The organism is Micromonospora sp. RTBAU3-60, assembly GCF_054963695.1.
The window spans coordinates 25,941-40,808 of record NZ_JBUEGB010000034.1; the positions used below are offsets into that span (position 1 = coordinate 25,941).

Sequence of the window (14,868 nt, forward strand, 5' to 3'; positions counted from 1 at the left end):
ATGTGCCCGGGCGCGCCGGGCCGCGGGCACGTGCCGGTGACCTGCGGCCGGGCGACGGCGGCTGCGGCGCGGCCGGTCAGCCGGGTGGCCGACCGCTGGTCAGGCGCTGACCGTCAGGACCCCACGGTCTGGGGCGTGCGGGTCAGGCCCCGTCCCTTCATCACGTGCTGGAGCAGCGTGATGAGCACGTCCTTGCTGGACTCCCGCTTGCGGGCGTCGCACAGCATGACCGGCACGTCCGGGTCGAGGTTCAACGCCATCTGCACCTCTTCGAGGCTGTATTGCCGGGCACCGTCGAAGCAGTTCACCGCGACGATGAACGGCAGGCCCTGGCTCTCGAAGTAGTCGATGGACGGGAAGCAGTCGGCCAGGCGTCGGGTGTCGGCGAGCACCACCGCGCCGAGGGCGCCGAGGGCCAGCTCGTCCCAGAGGAACCAGAAGCGGTCCTGTCCCGGGGTGCCGAACAGGTAGAGCACGAGATCCTCGCCGAAGGTGATCCGGCCGAAGTCCATCGCCACCGTGGTGGTGGACTTCGCCTCCACGCCGGTGAGGTCGTCGACGCCGACGCCCCGCTCGGAGAGCACCTCCTCGGTGCGCAGCGGCTGGGTTTCGCTGACCGCTGCGACGAGGGTGGTCTTGCCGACGCCGAAGCCCCCCGCGATGAGGATCTTGAGGGCGGTGGGCAGGATCGTCCGATCCTCCCGGTCAGAGTTCTCGTAGTCCATGAATGAGCGCCTCGAATACGCTGTCGTCGGGGAGAGTGGCGGGCGGACGGGGTTCGGACACGTGCACAAGCTGGCGGGCGACCAGGTCGTCGAGCAGGACGCGGACCGTGCCGAGCGGCAGGTGCAGGTGCGCGGCGACCTCTGCCAGCGCGAGGGGCCGCTGGCACAGCTCGATGATCCGCGCGTGCTCCGGCACCAGTCCGACGTCGAGGGGCGGGGTCGCCCGAGCCGCGGTCACGAGTGAGATCACGTTGAAGCCGTTCCTCGGTCTGGCCCGGCCGCGGGTCATGGCGTAGGGCCGGACCACGGGTCCGGCCTCGTCATCGACCCACAGCGGTTCGGCGTCAGGCCTCGTCATGGGCGCCTCTACTTCCCGGACAACTGGACGGTGGCTCGGGCGGGGGCGGCGAGGAACTTGCCGGCCCGTTGAACGATCATGGCCATCTCGTAGGCGACGAGCCCGACGTCGGCGTCCTCGGCCGCGAGAACGGCCAGGCAGGCACCGTGACCAGCCGCGGTGACGAACAGGAACGACGACTGCATCTCGATGACGGTCTGGCGCACGGGTCCGCCACCGAAGCGGCGTCCGGCGCCCTTGGCGAGGCTCTGGATCCCGGAGGCGATCGCCGCCAGTTGCTCCGCGTCGTCGCGGCTGAGCCCGGCGGAGGACGCCATCAGGAGGCCGTCCACCGAGAGCACGACGGCATGCTGGGTCTGCTTGACACGTCCGACCAGGTCGTCGAGCAGCCAGGCCAGATCGGACCTCGAAGAGTTCTGCTGCTGCACGTGCTCGTTCCTCTTTCTACCGATCGGTTCCGGCCGTCGGTGAATCGTCAGCGGCCGGGGACTGTGCGTCTTCGTCGTCGAGCAGACGCGCGTCGTCGCGTCCGCGACGTGTGCCGCTCTGGTAGCGGCTCATCATCTGGCGGATCTGTTCCGGCGACCGGCCCGAGTCCGGCTCGGCGGGCGCCTCGTCGGCCGGTTCGGCGTCGGCCCGCAGTTGTGGCGCGAGGCTCGCCTGCCGGACTCGCACCGGCAGTCCCTGCGGGGTCCGGTCCGCGGCGGGCCGGGGGCGCGGCACGGGCGGGGCCTCCGCGCGGCCCGGCTCGGCAACGGGTGCCGCGTCCTCGACGGGTGCGGCGTCCGCAGCGGCCGGGCGCATCGGCTCCCGCGTGCCGACGGCCGGCAGCTCCAGGGTGGGCTGGCGGGCCGGCGGGGGCTCGGTCACCGCGACGGCCCCCCGCCGTTCCGCGGCGGCGGGCCCGCCGCCGCCGGGGGTCACGGCGGGCTCGCCGGCGGACGGACCGCCGGCCCGGCCGGGTCCGGCGGTGAGGGCTTCGGCGCTGGTCACCAGCTCCATCGGGATGAGCACGACGGCGGTGGTGCCGCCGTACGGCGAGGTCTTGAGGTTGACGCTGAGGTCGTGCCGCTGGGCGAGGTGGCTCACCACGAACAGGCCCAGTTGGTTGGCGTTGGCCAGGTTGAACTCGGTGGGGTTGGCGATGCGGTCGTTGGCCTCGGCGAGTTCCTCCTCGCTCATGCCCAGGCCGCGGTCCTCGACCTCGATGACGAAGCCGCGCGCCACCAGCTGTCCCCGTACCTCCACCTCGGTGTTCGGCGGCGAGAAGGACAGGGCGTTCTCGATGAGTTCGGCGAGCAGGTGGATGACGTCACCGGCGGCCCGGCCGGTGAGGCCGACGGAGCCGAACGGCAGCACGTTCACCCGCGTGTAGTCCTCCACCTCCTGCGTCGCCGCGCGCGCCACGTCGATCATGGGCACGTCTCGGCGCCAGGCGCGTCCGGGCGCCGCGCCGGACAGCACGATGAGGTTCTCGGCGTTGCGCCGCATACGGGTGGCGAGGTGGTCGACGCGGAACAGGTCTTCCAGCTCGTCGGCGTCGTGCTCGCGGCGCTCCATCGCGTCGAGCAGGGTCACCTGGCGGTGGACGAGGCCCTGCGTACGCCGGGCGAGGCTGAGGAAGACGTCGCGCACGTTGCGCCGCAGCTCCGCCTGTTCCACGGCGGTGCGGATGGCCGTCTCCTGGACCCGGTTGAACGCCTGGCCGACCTGCCCGATCTCGTCGGAGCCGAAGTCCAGCGGTGGTGCTTCGACGGCGACGTCGACGTTCTCGCCGTGGCCGAGTCGTTCGACCACGCTGGGCAGCCGCTCGTCGGCGAGCTGGTGGGCGGCGTCGCGGAGCCGCTGCAGCTGGGCCATCAGGGCCCGGGCGGTGGTGATGGAGACGACGATCGACGCGATGACTGCGAGCAGACCCAGACCGGCGGCCAGGATCAGGCGGACGACCACCCACACGCCGACCGGCACGGCCCGGTCCACGACGGCGTCACCGGCGTCGAGCACCATGTTCTGCAGCTCGGTCAGGGCGGTGTTGGAGACCCTGTCCCACTCCCCCGGGGCGACGGTCGGCCTGGTCTGCTTGCGGTCGCCGGACATGATCCGGTCCTCGAGGCGGCGCAGGTTGTCGAACGCCGAGCTGGTGATCACCTGGCGGAACTGCGACTGGTCAGGTTGGCGCAGCTGGGTCACCACCTGACCGGCCAGGTACCGCTGCACGGAGGCGAGCTGGGTGAACTGGATCTGCTCCGCGGCGGTGATCCGGCCGGCGGCCAGTGCGCCCGACAGGAGCGCGTCCTCCTGCGAGATCAGTTCCCGGACCCGGTACAGCTCGATCAGGTGCCGGGTGTCCTCCTGGATGTCCGGGTCGTCGAGGCTGCCGACGGCGTCGTAGAGCTGGAACAGCGACTCGATCAGCGCGGTGTAGGAAGCGGCGGTGCTCGCCCGGTCGAGGGACCGGGCGTCGATGGACTTGCGGATGGACGTCAGCCCGTCCAGCGCGGCGATCGTCGCGTCCACGTGCTGTTCGGCGGCTGCGTCGCTGGCCAGCCGGGCCCGCCAGCTGCGGGCCGTGGCCTTGAAGGCGTTGGCGTCCTCGTCGACGGTGCGGCGGGCGGCGTCGAGCGCCTCCCGCCGCGCGGCCGTGGGCTCACCGAGGTAGGCGACGGCGAGGCGTCGCTCCACTTGCAACTCGAGGAGGAGGGGCTCGCTCGGGGAGACGATCTGGCTGTCGACCGTCTGCACGCCCAGCAGGTTCACCCCTTCCCGCAGGGTCACCCAGGCCGCGAATGACCAGAGGGCGACGAGTGAGGCGAGGAGAGCAATAACCTTGAGCCGCAAATTGGCGCTGCGAGGCCGCATTTAACCGTCCCATGCCGGGCATTGAGAACTTGCCGGCGGGGCATGCCGAACAAGCCAAAGTCGTGTACGCAGACCGACGAACGCTAGCAGTTGTCGGACTATTGACTCAAGACCGCAACAAAAGGCGACCTTTGCTGCGCCGGGCACGGAACCGACCCGTGCCGCGAGGGAGGTCGCATCCGCGCAGGTGGCCGCCGATGCGTCAGGCATATGCGGACTGCCGCGTCGGGTCGACATCCACTGTGGTCCGGGCCAACTGCTGTGCGGCGAGCACCGCGGCGCCCACGATCAGCGTCGGCCGGTACAGGTCCTTGTCGTGCCACAGCGCCGGGCCCTCCCGGTGGCCGTGCGCGGTCAGGAAGGCGTAGCCACGGCGGATGGCGTCGGTCGCGCCCGGCCGTTGCCGGCCGACGGCGACGAGGAGCTGCACGGCGTACGCGGTTTCCTCGGCGGTGCCTTCCCAGCGGCCCCACGAGCCGTCGGACCGCTGCGTCGCGAGCACCCAGTCGACGGCGCGCGGGAGCGCCTCCGCCGCCGTGGTCGGCGGGCCGGACTCGGACAGGGCGAGGGCACAGGAGACGGTGGCGTAGTAGGGCGAGGCGTGCCAGCGGTCCCGCCAGCTGCCGTCCGGCTCCTGGCGCTCCCGCAAGGCCGCCGCCACCCGCCGCGCGGCCTCGCGGTACCGGGCCGGGGCACCGGGCCGGCTGCGCAGGTGCTGGCCGAGCGCGTCGAGCACGTGCGCGTTGGTGGTGAGGGAGAAGCCGTCCTCCCCCGGCCAGGTGCAGAACCCGTCCGGGGTTTCGTAGCGCCAGAGGCATTCCAGGTCGGTGGGCACGCCGAGCTGCGCGAGGGCGTACAGGGTGACCGAGGTCGTGTCGGCGTCCGCCGGCAGGCCCGGGCCCGCGGGTGTGCCGGCGGCGGTCAGATCCGCCGTCAGGCTGCCGACGAGGTCCGGGGAGGCGGGTACGGCGATGCCGGCGCGGGTGAGGGTGCCGACGACCCAGGCGCGTTCGAACACCGTGATCGGTGTCGCGCAGGGCACCGATCCGCTGCGGAGGTCGACGATGGACTCCAGGTAGCGCCGGGAGTCGTGGTGGTCGTCTTCCGCCTCGGGGTCCAGCCAGGCCACGGTGGCCGCCGGGGAGGCGCCGATGAGACCCGGCGGCAGCGGCCGTACGCCATGGGCCTGCCGGGCCTTCGGGCCGATGACCTCCAGGGCGTGCAGCAGCTTCTCGGGCACCGGCTTCCCGGCGGCCACGAGGGCCCGGACGGCGGCCAGCCGCCCGTCGTCGATGCCGCTTGGCAGGTCGAGGTGGGCGCGCCGGTGCGGCGGCCCGGCGTCGGCCCGCGACAGGTGCTCGTTGATCGCGGCGGTGAGTGCCGGCACGATGAGGTCGACCGCCGGCGTGTCGGGGATCCGCTGCCCGGCTTCGAGCCACCGGGTGAGGGCCCGCAGTCCACGATCGACGGCCCGGAGCACCGCGTCGGTCTGCGGGAACGTGTGCCGGACGGTGAGCAGCGCTTCGGTGGCGCTCAGGGTCGGCACCAGCGCGTACCCCTCCGGCGGGCCCCACCCGCCGTCGGGCCGTTGGCTGCGCAGCAGGTAGTGCACCCGCTCGGCATGCCCGGCGAGCCACGGGGCCAGGCTCACCAGCCGCGCCGTCTCGTACAGGGATGGGGAGACCTGCCCGGCGGGTTGGCGCATCATCGACGCGATCAGGTGGCCGGCGGCAGCGCCCGGGTGACCGGCGGGGTCGGCGTGCTGCCGTTCTCTGGTGCCCTGGTCAGTGCTCAAGGCTGCCCCAGAAGTCGGTGGCGTGGTAGAAGCCGGTGGTGAAGCCGATCTCCCGGCTCAGGTAGGTCGCCTGCTGCGGGCAGGTGTCGGCCAGGGTGGCCAGCAGGTCGCGGCAGTCGGCGATCCGGGCGGTGACCTGCCGGGCGATCTCGTCCCGGTCGACGCCGAGCAGGAGGGCGTTCAGGTCGCCGGACTTCACGTCCCGTTCGTAGCTGGCCAGGTCGTTGACCAGCCGTAGGATCTGCTGCACCTCCCGGCTCGCCGCGGTGAGCTCGGGGAGGTGGTTCACGGTCTGCTCGTCGCCGGTGGCGATCCAGTGGGACACGTTGACGAAGGTCGCCCCGTAGTTGTCGGCGTTGGCCAGATAGTCGGAAAAGGTGGGCAGCTGCGTCGGGTCGGCCGCGCGGGCGGCGTTCCACCGCCATTCCCGGGCGTCGGCGGTGAGCATCCGGCGGACCTCCTCGCGCCACAGCGGCTGCGCCTGCGCGAACGCCGCCACGGTGGCCAGCTCGTCGCGGATCTCGGCGAGGAACTGGCCGAGCTCGTCGTCGACGGCGGGCGTGGCGCCGTCGGCGACCGCCAGGCAGGCGTTGACGGTCGAGGTGACCTCCTCGAGCGAGGTCGCCCCGTTGTCGATCCGCCAGTCCTCCGCGGTGACCCAGAGGGAGGCACGGTTGGCGATCCGGAGCTGCGGCGCGGTGCACCAGGGGGCGATGAACGCCGTGGACAGCGCCAGCGCGCTGAGCATGGCGTCGTCGACCGGCGGGTTGGGGAACAGGCGGGGATACACCGCGACGCGCTGCTGCAGGTCACGTTGCCCGCGGGCGGCGAGCGCGCAGATGCGTCCCTGCTCGGAGGCCGCCGCGAGGGCGTCGCTGAGGTCGTGTGGAGCCACGGGGGGTGCTCCTATCGGGTGGCGGAACGTTCGAGGGGCTTCAAGATCATTTCTACCCGGCGTGCGGGGCGCAGCGAGGCGGCCACCCGGGTGCCCGGGATCGTGGCGTCGGTGAGGTCGAACCGGAACCTGCTCAGCAGGGTCGCCACGATCAGGATCGCCTCCAGATTGAACAGATGTTCGCCGAGGCAGCGGTGCATCCCCACGCCGAACGGGTAGTGGGCGTAGCGGTGGCGTCCTTCGGCGGCGGCCCGGCCGGGGGCGAAGCGCTCAGGGTCGAACACCTCGGCGCCGGGCCCCCACCAGGCGGCCATCCGCTGGGTGGCGTACGGGGAGACGATGACGGTGGCGCCCTTGTTGATCCGCACCCCGCCGAGGACGTCGTCGGCCGCCGCGCGGCGGGGCAGGATCCAGCCCGCGGGATAGAGCCGGAGCAGTTCCTCCAGGACCATCCTGGTGTACGTCAGCTCCGGCAGGTGCTCGGCGCTGACCGGCCCGGCGCCCACCACGCGGTCGATCTCGTCGTAGAGCCGGGCGGCGACGTCCGGGTGGTTGGCGAGTACCGGCCACAGCCAGGTGAGCACCACGTAACTGGTTTCGGTGGTGACGGCGACCATGGACACCAGGTCGTCGCGCATCTGCTTCTCGCTCAGGCCGTGGCCGTCCTCGGTCCGGGCTCGGGCCAGAGTGGACAGGACGTCGTCCCCGTCGCTCGGCTGGCGCAGCGCGTCGCGCAGCACCGGCAGGAGGATGTCGTCGATGGCCTGCACGGCGCCTCGGAAGCGGCGGTCGCCGGGCAGCGGAACCCACCACGGCACGAACGGCGCCAGGAGCCGAGGCGCCATGGCGGTGACGATGGTCTCCTGCGCCGCCATGATCCGCAGCGCTTCGTCCACGCTGATCCGGTCGGCGAAGAACACCCTCATGATGGCGCTGCAGACGATCCTGGACAGCTCGGTGCCGACGTCGATCGGCGTGCCCGCGGCGGCCGACTCGTCGAGCCGGTCGGCGGCCGTGTCGATGGCCTCGGCCATGGTGCCGACCATGGCGTTGATGCGGGACGGCCGGAACAGCGGCGCGAGGGTACGTCGGCTCGCCGCCCAGGTCTCGCCCTCGGCGAGGATGCCGTCACCGACGAGCTTGCGGACCGAGCGCCAGAGGGCGGTGTCGTCGCCGCGCGGATAGATGGCCGCCTTCTCGTGCAGCACTTCCTGCACGTGGGCGGGGTTGGTGACGAGGTACGGACGGGAGACGCCGAGCGCCACCCGCACCACGTGCCCATTGGACTCGTTGCCGAGGTCGACGAGGGCCCGATGGGCGTCCCGGACCACCGACGGGAGCGCCCTGCGCAGGGGTACGGTTCTGGCCCGCGATCCGGACATGGCGCTAGACATCGGGAACCTCCACAACGCCCTCCCCCACCCCGGTGCCGGAGCCTTGTTGACTGGCGACTCAAAACCCAATCGCGGCCAAGTGTCCTCTGTGCAACCACCGGGATGCAATGTGTGACCGGGTTCACTATCGTGATCATTCGATGGCCGGCCGGGCCCCGCTCGACGTTTGCCCTGGTGGACGGGGGCGGCCGGCCCAGCGCCCGCCAGGGCGCAGCGGCCCGACGGCGGACTGCGGCGAGAAAACCGGCGGGCCGCCGGTGAACGCACACCACGGACGCGCGGCGGCTCAGCGCGGCGGTGTCAGCGGCAGCTCCTGCCGGAACGCCCGCGGAGGCTGGCCGTAGGTGGCGCGGAACAGCCGGCTGAAGTGGGCCTTGTCGGGGAACCCCCAGCGGGCGGCGATCACGGAGATGGGCTCGGCGCGGAGCAGGGGGTTGGCCAGGTCGCGGCGGCATCGCTCCAGACGGCGGCGGCGGATCAACTCCGCGACGCTCGTCTCCTCGCCGGCGAACATCCGGTGCAACGTCCGCAGGGAGATGTGGTGCGCGGCCGCGACGGTGCGCGGACTCAGCTCCGGATCACCCAGGTTGCGGTCGATGAAGGCCTTGATCTGCACGTGCAGCGCGTGCTGTTGCACGTCCGCCGGCAGCGCGTCGTCGGCGTCGAGCTGCTGCGCGAGCGTCGCGGCGATGAGGTCGAGGAGGATGCTGCTCAGCCGGTCGGCGTCCGCCGCGGTGTACTGCTCCGGATGCTGGGCGATCTGCCGGAGGAACTGCGCGAGCAGGGCGCCCATCCCCGTCGACCCGCAGATGCTACCCGCGAGCAGCTTGCTCACCTTGTCGGTCGGCAGGGGCAGCAGCGTATGCGGGATGTTCACGGTGATGCTGTTGAGCGTCTCCCCCGGCGGGGCATCCTGGCGCACCTCGAACGGCCGCGAGTAGTCCAGCAGGGTGAACTCGGCGCCGCGAACCACCGCCTCCTGGCGGTGCTGCCGCACCGCGCCGTACCCGGTGCGGGTCAACGCCAGCTGGTAGTTCTCCGGATCGGCCTGGCGGATGAGCTTCGCGGTCCTCGCCATCGCCAGCGAGGGATAGGTGAAGTCGATGAGCCGGAGCTTGCCGAGCTCCATCGACCGGGCGTGGGCGTCGAAGCTGGCCGTGTGCGGGCTGGAGATCAGCGCGGGCGCGACGCTCTCGACCACCTCCAGCCACAACCCGAACCGATCCGAGGGCGGCAGGACGCGGGTGTCGAAGACATGGACCGGGAGCATCGCGATCACCTCCCGCCTCGCCGGCGTCACCTGAAAGATCACAATTGTATCGATGGTCGGGCCACAGGTGAGCGTCCTCTCGCTCCGCGTACCAGGTCAAGCGGTGCTGGCTCTCCTGCGGCGGGGGCCGTCAGCTGTGCGCCGAGGAGGGCCGGGCGATGGCCGCCAGTTGGGCGCGTGAGGTGACACCGAGTTTGGGGAACGCCTTGTAGAGGTGGTAGCCGACGGTCCGCGGGCTGAGGAACAGCTGCGCGGCGATGTCGCGGTTGGAGGCGCCACCGGCGGCCAGCCGTACGACCTGGCGTTCCTGGGGGGTGAGCACGCTCAGCGGATCGCCCGCCTTGCGCGGCGCCGCTGGCACGTCCCCGGTCGCGCGCAGCTCGGCGCGCGCCCGGTCGGCCCACAGCCCCGAACCGAGTCGGTCGAAGATCTCCAGAGCGCCGCGCAACTGTAGGCGGGCGTCCGACCGCCGCCGCGCCCGGCGCAGCCACTCGCCGTAGGCGAGCCGCGTCCTCGCCAGCTCGTACGGCTGGGTGTCGTCGTGGAGTTGCACGGCCCGCGCGAAATGCGGTTCGTTCTCCTCGACGAGTGCCCGGCAGCGCAGGGCGATCGCGTCCGACGACGGCTGACGGACGTGCCGTGCCCAGGCCAGGTAGCGGGCGAGCGGCTCCGCTGCTTGCGCCGGCTGGCCGCTGCGGACAGCTGCCTCGATCTGGTCCGGGGCGGACAGCACGGCGATGCTGGTGACCGGGATGGCCTGCAGCTGCGCGAGGGCGGCGTCCGGACGGCCCAGGCCGAGGTCGAGCAGGCCCAGGGCCCAACGCCCGATGGCCGCCGCGAGCACCATTCCCTGCTTGTCGGCTCGCGTCACGCCCGCTTCGGCCTTCGCCCGGCATCCCTGCGCATCCGCGAGGTGCGCGAGCACCCAGGCGAGGGAGCAGGTGAGGTGGCTGATCCGGTGTTCGTGGCCCAGGTCCGTCGCCAGCCGCAACCCGGCGTTGAGGGTTGCCGCGGCCTCGCCGTACCGGCCGAGCCACCCCTGCGCGAACCCATGGTCCTGGAGGGCGTTGGCGAGCCAGCCGATCATCCCGTTCTGCTGGCAGTCCGCCATGACGCCGCCGGTGATCGCCTCGCTGAGGGCGGCTCGGCCCAGTGCGAGACACAGCGAGGCGGTGAAGGTCAGTCCGGGCACCCCCAGCCCGGCGTTCTGGTGTGCGTCCACCGCCTCAGCCATGAGCGTGATCCCACCGCCGATGTCACCGCCCAGCAGGCGGGTCAGCCCGAGCGCCCCGGTGACCAGCGGCGAATCGATCCGGGGGAGGTCGCGGAGGCTGGCGGCGGCCTCCTCCGCCAGTTGGGTGTCGCCGGCGAACCAGGCACAGCGGATGGCCTCCACCAGCAGCCAGGTGGCCCGCTCTGCGGATCGGGCCGCCAGGCGAGGGACGCCGTCCATGATGATCCGGCCCGCCGCGAGCGGTGTGCCCAACTCGAATTCGCGGTGGGCGCGTACCTGGATCAGCGCGGCGATCATGTCCGGGTCGTCCACGTCGGGCGTGGCGCGGTCGGCGAGCGCGGCGGCCCGGTCCATCAGTCCGGCGTCACTTGCGGCCAGCGCGGCGGCGGCGAGTCGTCCGGATCGGCGTACCGGATCGGCGGTGAGCTCGGCGGCCCGCTCGTAGGCGGCCGCGATCGCGGCGTGGCCGCCGCGGGTCCGGGCCCGTTCCGCCGCTTCCGCCAACTCCCGTGCGATGTCCTCGTCGGGACCGAGCGCGGCGGCGGCCAGATGCCACGCCCGCCGGTCGGCCGCGTCGACGGCCGGCGAGCTGGTGAGGGAGTCGGCAAGGGCCCGGTGTACGGCGAGGCGCCGGGTGGCCGGAGCGCTCTGGTAGGCGGCGGCCCGGATCAGGGGATGGCGGAAACCGACTGCGGTTCCCCTGATCTCGATCAGCCGGCTCCGTTCGGCCGCGCCCAGCCCGTCGAGCGTGGCGCCCGCGGCGACCAGCGTCGCCAGCTCACCGGAGCCGTCCGCCGCCGCGATCAGCAGCGCGGTTCGCGCGGGCTCGGGGAGCGCGGCGATCTGTGCCTGGAAGGCCTCCTGGACGCGATCGGCGACGGGCATCGCACCGACCGGTGACAGCCGTCCGGCCCGCTGCTCGGCGCTGAGTGCGGCGGGCAGTTCGATGAGCGCCAGCGGGTTGCCGTCCGATTCGTCGATGAGGCGCTCTCGTACCTGCGGTGGGAGGTCGGCGGGGAGCAGGGCGGCGGCGGCCGCGCGGTCCAGCCCGCCCAGCCGCAGCTCGGGCAGGCCCACGGCGGGAAAGCCCGCGCGGGCGGCGAAGATCATGACGACGCCTTCGGCCTCGAGGCGGCGGGCGGCGAACATCAGCGCGTCGAGGGACGCTTCGTCGGCCCACTGCGCGTCGTCGATGAGGCAGAGTAGCGCGCCGTCCCCGGCGAGCTCGGTGAGCAGGCTCAGCGTGGCCAGCCCGACCAGGAACCGGCTCTCCGGAGCGGTGTCGCCCAGTCCCAGGGCGGCGTTGAGCGCGGTGGCCTGCGCGTCGGGCAGGGTGTGGATCCGGTCGAGTCCGGTGCGCAGGAGCAGGTGGAGTGCGGCGAAGGGCAACGTGGCCTCGGACTCGACACCGACGCCGCGCAACACCCGCGTGCCCTCGGCCAGGGCGGCGGCATGGTCCAGGAGCGCGGACTTGCCGATCCCCGCCGGGCCGCGGATGACCAGGGATGCGCTCCGGCCGCTCCTGGCCTGCGCCAGGAGCCGCTCGATCGTCGCCTGCTCCCCAGCTCGTCCGTGCAGCACGGTCAGGAAGCTACCGTCACGATGACTGATTCGGCTTGGCCTGGACCTCCGTAGCTTCGTGATCATCCGCACGGCAGTACTACGAAGGGACCGAGATGACCGCCGTCGCCAGCACCGCCCGCCCCGCCGCCGACGCCAAGCTGCTCCGCTTCGCCCTGAAGCAGGACGCGATCGGCTCGGGCGCCAACGGAGTCGTCTACGTCGTCGTCGCGGCGATCTTCGGGGAGCTGTTCGGCCTCCCCGCCGCCTTCCTCTACCCGATCGGTGTGTTCCTGGTCGCCTGGGCCGCCACGCTGTTCCTGCTCGCCGCGCGGCCGGCGGTGAGCAGGGCCGCGGTGGGCGCCGTGATGGCGGTCAACATCGCCTGGGTGGTCGCGAGCGTCGAACTGCTCGTCGCCGGTTGGTTCCCGCTGACCGGCCTCGGCACCGCGCTGGTGATCGTCCAGGCGGTGGTGGTGGCCGGCTTCACGGTCCTGCAGTTCGCCGGCCTGCGCAAGGCCGGGTGAACTCGTCGCGGTCCGATCGGCGCCCGCCCCGGCAGGAGCGGGCGCCGAGGCACGTCGGCCGGGTCAGTGCTCCCGGGCCGGGGTGGCGATGCCCTCCTCGATCGCCAGCCGGGTCAGCTCCGGCCGCCTTCGGCGCCCGGTCTTCTCCCGGATCCGGTCCAGGTGGGAGCGGACCGTGCGGACGCTGATCGCCAGCGCCTCCGCGATGTCCTGATCCCGCTCGCCGGCCGCCAGCAGCGACAGCACCTGGCGTTCCCGGTCGGACAGCGGCACCCGGTACAGCGGTTGCCGGCTGCGGGACGAGTCCAGCAGGATCGAGGCCAGGGTCGGTGACACGTACGTGTTGCCGGCTGCTATCTCCCGCACCGCCCGGAGGATCTCGTCGGCGTCGGAGTCCTTGGTCAGGTAGCCGCGGGCCCCCGCGGCGATCGCGCCGAGCACGTCGGACTGGTCACCGTGCGCGGAAACCACCAGCACCCGGTGGCCCATCCCGGTCACCGCCACCACCGCGGCGGCGTCGCGTACCCCGGGCAGCTTCAGGTCGAGGATCACCACCGCGCCCGCGGGCTGCCGGTACGCCGCGAACTCCTCCACCGACCTGGCGGTGGCGCTGACCCGGATGTCCGGCGCGTCCCCGAGCGCGCGGACCAGCGCGGTCCGGTAGAGGGGATGATCCTCCACCACCGACACCTCGATCGTCGCCGCGTCGGTCACCGGGTGGTCTCCCCGACGTCGGCGGACGGCCTGGCGGCGTCCGGCGGCACGGGCCGCTGGGCGGCCGCCGGGTCCAGCACCGGGCCCGTCGGGAAGAGCGCCAGCATGCTCGGCGGCACCGGGGTGGGGCTGACCCCGCCGAACCCGAGCGCCTTCAGCGCGTCGCCGTCCGGTACCGGATACCGCATTCCCTGGTCGGTGAGGAGGTAGACCGCGCCGAGGGCGGCTTGCGGCGCCGGCCGCTCGCGCAGGACGGCGGCCCGGCCGGCCGGCACGAACACCGCGTCGGCCCGGGCGCCGCCGCCGGCCGCGATCGGCGCCGCCCCGGCCGGTACGCCGGTCGAGGCACCGAGCCTGATCACCGTCGCGTCGCCGTCCATGGTCGCGCAGACCGCGACCTGGTCCGGGGGCGTCTCGACCGGCGGGGCGAGCCGGGCGGGGTAGTCGGCCGCCCCACCGGTCGCGGATCGTGACTCCGCCACGTCGGCCGCGGTCACCTGGATCTCGCGGGCGGCACCGCGGGGGTACGCCGCCCGGTTGGCCGGGTTCCCGAGCACCAGCGCCGCTTCGGTCTGCCCGATCGCCAGCAGCCCGTCGGCGCGGACGAGGTAGTAGCGGGATCCGGTGCCGATGTTGGCGACGACGAGCACCTGGCCCACCCGGGTGTTCCGGTCACCGACCCGGGGCCCACCCGCGCCCACCCGGTCCACGGTGCGCAGCCGCAGGTCCGGGCCGGCCGTCACCGCGTTCAGCCAGGCCGCGCTGACCGGCAGTGGGCGAACCGCGTCGTAGCCGAGGGCCACCGCGGTGGCCTGGTCGACGATCCGGTGCCGGCGCCCGGAAACCAGCGCGTACGCCACCCCGTCCGGGCCGGCGACCACGAGCGCCGCCGCCGGGTTCACCGCCGTGCCGGCCGGCGGCACCCCCGCCAGCGCCGTGGTGACCGGCGGAGTACCCGCCGGCCGGCCGGGAGCGGTCTGCGCGCAGACGGTGAACGGACCGGTCAGCAACCGGTCCCTGGGCGGCAGCGACGAGGGCGCGGCCGGGATCCCGAGCGGTACGCCCCGTGGCGCGCCGGCCAGGGACTTGCTCGACACCTGGCTGGTGGCGGTGCCGTCCCCGCCGGCGAGCAACCGCGCCGAGGCGTAGTTGAGCATCGGGTGCAGCAACCCGTCGGCGCCCATCACGTACACCGCGCCGGTGTCCTTCTCGATCACCACCCGGCCGGGCTTGCGCCAGTCGGTGTTCGCGCCGGGCCGCAGGAACCCGTACACACCGAAGCCGGCGGTCACCAGCAGGGCGGCCGCGGCGCCGAGGGCACACCCGATGACCAGGCGGCGGCTCGGCGAGACCGGGTGGTTGGCGTCACCGACCTGCAGCGCCGAGACGAGCCGGCGACGCAGGAACTGGTACGCCTGCAGTTGGTCCCGCTGTGTCCACATCAGATCGTCCTCAGGATGGTGCGGTGCACACCGGGTGCACTAGAACTACGGGGGCAAGGTAGGGATCGAGCTTGGGGAGCCGAGTCATGCCGCCA

Annotated in this window: 12 protein-coding genes; 1 reads left to right on the top strand and 11 read right to left on the bottom strand. The window is 72.9% G+C overall.

Going from position 1 to position 14,868, the window contains the following annotated elements:
- Positions 1-113: 113 nt before the first annotated feature.
- The 9 genes from ACY34I_RS26540 to ACY34I_RS26580 form a co-directional block, all read right to left on the bottom strand.
- Complete coding sequence (locus ACY34I_RS26540; RefSeq protein WP_462757732.1) at positions 114-725, bottom strand: GTP-binding protein; 612 nt, start codon at positions 723-725, stop codon at positions 114-116.
- Positions 706-1,083, bottom strand: a complete 378-nt coding sequence (locus tag ACY34I_RS26545; protein ID WP_462757733.1) for a DUF742 domain-containing protein — start codon at positions 1,081-1,083, stop codon at positions 706-708. Before ACY34I_RS26545 ends, ACY34I_RS26540 begins: the two co-directional genes overlap by 20 nt.
- Before the next feature lie 8 nt (positions 1,084-1,091).
- Positions 1,092-1,511 carry a roadblock/LC7 domain-containing protein gene (locus ACY34I_RS26550; protein WP_148795929.1) on the bottom strand — a complete coding sequence of 140 codons (420 nt, stop codon included), beginning with the start codon at positions 1,509-1,511 and terminating at the stop codon, positions 1,092-1,094.
- Positions 1,512-1,527: 16 nt separating this feature from the next.
- Entirely contained in the window at positions 1,528-3,942 is a 2,415-nt protein-coding gene (locus tag ACY34I_RS26555; protein ID WP_462757734.1) for a sensor histidine kinase, read from the bottom strand.
- A 202-nt stretch (positions 3,943-4,144) separates the two neighbouring features.
- On the bottom strand, positions 4,145-5,737 hold the full coding sequence (locus tag ACY34I_RS26560) for a prenyltransferase/squalene oxidase repeat-containing protein (protein ID WP_462757735.1): 1,593 nt from the start codon (positions 5,735-5,737) through the stop codon (positions 4,145-4,147).
- A complete protein-coding gene (locus ACY34I_RS26565) occupies positions 5,727-6,632 on the bottom strand; it encodes a terpene synthase family protein (RefSeq protein ID WP_462757736.1) in 906 nt (301 codons plus the stop codon). Before ACY34I_RS26565 ends, ACY34I_RS26560 begins: the two co-directional genes overlap by 11 nt.
- An 11-nt stretch (positions 6,633-6,643) precedes the next feature.
- Positions 6,644-8,026 (bottom strand): cytochrome P450, encoded by a 1,383-nt coding sequence (locus ACY34I_RS26570; protein WP_462757737.1) that lies wholly within the window; start codon positions 8,024-8,026, stop codon positions 6,644-6,646.
- A 286-nt stretch (positions 8,027-8,312) separates the two neighbouring features.
- Positions 8,313-9,296 carry an AraC-like ligand-binding domain-containing protein gene (locus tag ACY34I_RS26575; RefSeq protein ID WP_462757738.1) on the bottom strand — a complete coding sequence of 328 codons (984 nt, stop codon included), beginning with the start codon at positions 9,294-9,296 and terminating at the stop codon, positions 8,313-8,315.
- Positions 9,297-9,426: 130 nt separating this feature from the next.
- Positions 9,427-12,111 (bottom strand): helix-turn-helix transcriptional regulator, encoded by a 2,685-nt coding sequence (locus ACY34I_RS26580; protein WP_462757739.1) that lies wholly within the window; start codon positions 12,109-12,111, stop codon positions 9,427-9,429.
- A gap of 95 nt (positions 12,112-12,206) precedes the next feature.
- Here ACY34I_RS26580 and ACY34I_RS26585 point away from each other — a divergent pair, with 95 nt between their 5' ends.
- On the top strand, positions 12,207-12,617 hold the full coding sequence (locus ACY34I_RS26585; RefSeq protein ID WP_462757740.1) for a hypothetical protein: 411 nt from the start codon (positions 12,207-12,209) through the stop codon (positions 12,615-12,617).
- A 63-nt stretch (positions 12,618-12,680) separates the two neighbouring features.
- On the opposite strand, the gene ACY34I_RS26590 is transcribed toward ACY34I_RS26585, so the two are convergent.
- Positions 12,681-13,331: a LuxR C-terminal-related transcriptional regulator gene (locus tag ACY34I_RS26590; RefSeq protein ID WP_462757741.1), complete on the bottom strand. Its 651-nt coding sequence runs from the start codon at positions 13,329-13,331 to the stop codon at positions 12,681-12,683.
- Positions 13,328-14,773, bottom strand: coding sequence for a type VII secretion protein EccB (gene eccB / locus ACY34I_RS26595; RefSeq protein WP_462757742.1), 1,446 nt, complete (start codon positions 14,771-14,773; stop codon positions 13,328-13,330). The genes ACY34I_RS26590 and eccB overlap by 4 nt, the downstream gene beginning before the upstream one ends.
- Positions 14,774-14,868: the final 95 nt, after the last annotated feature.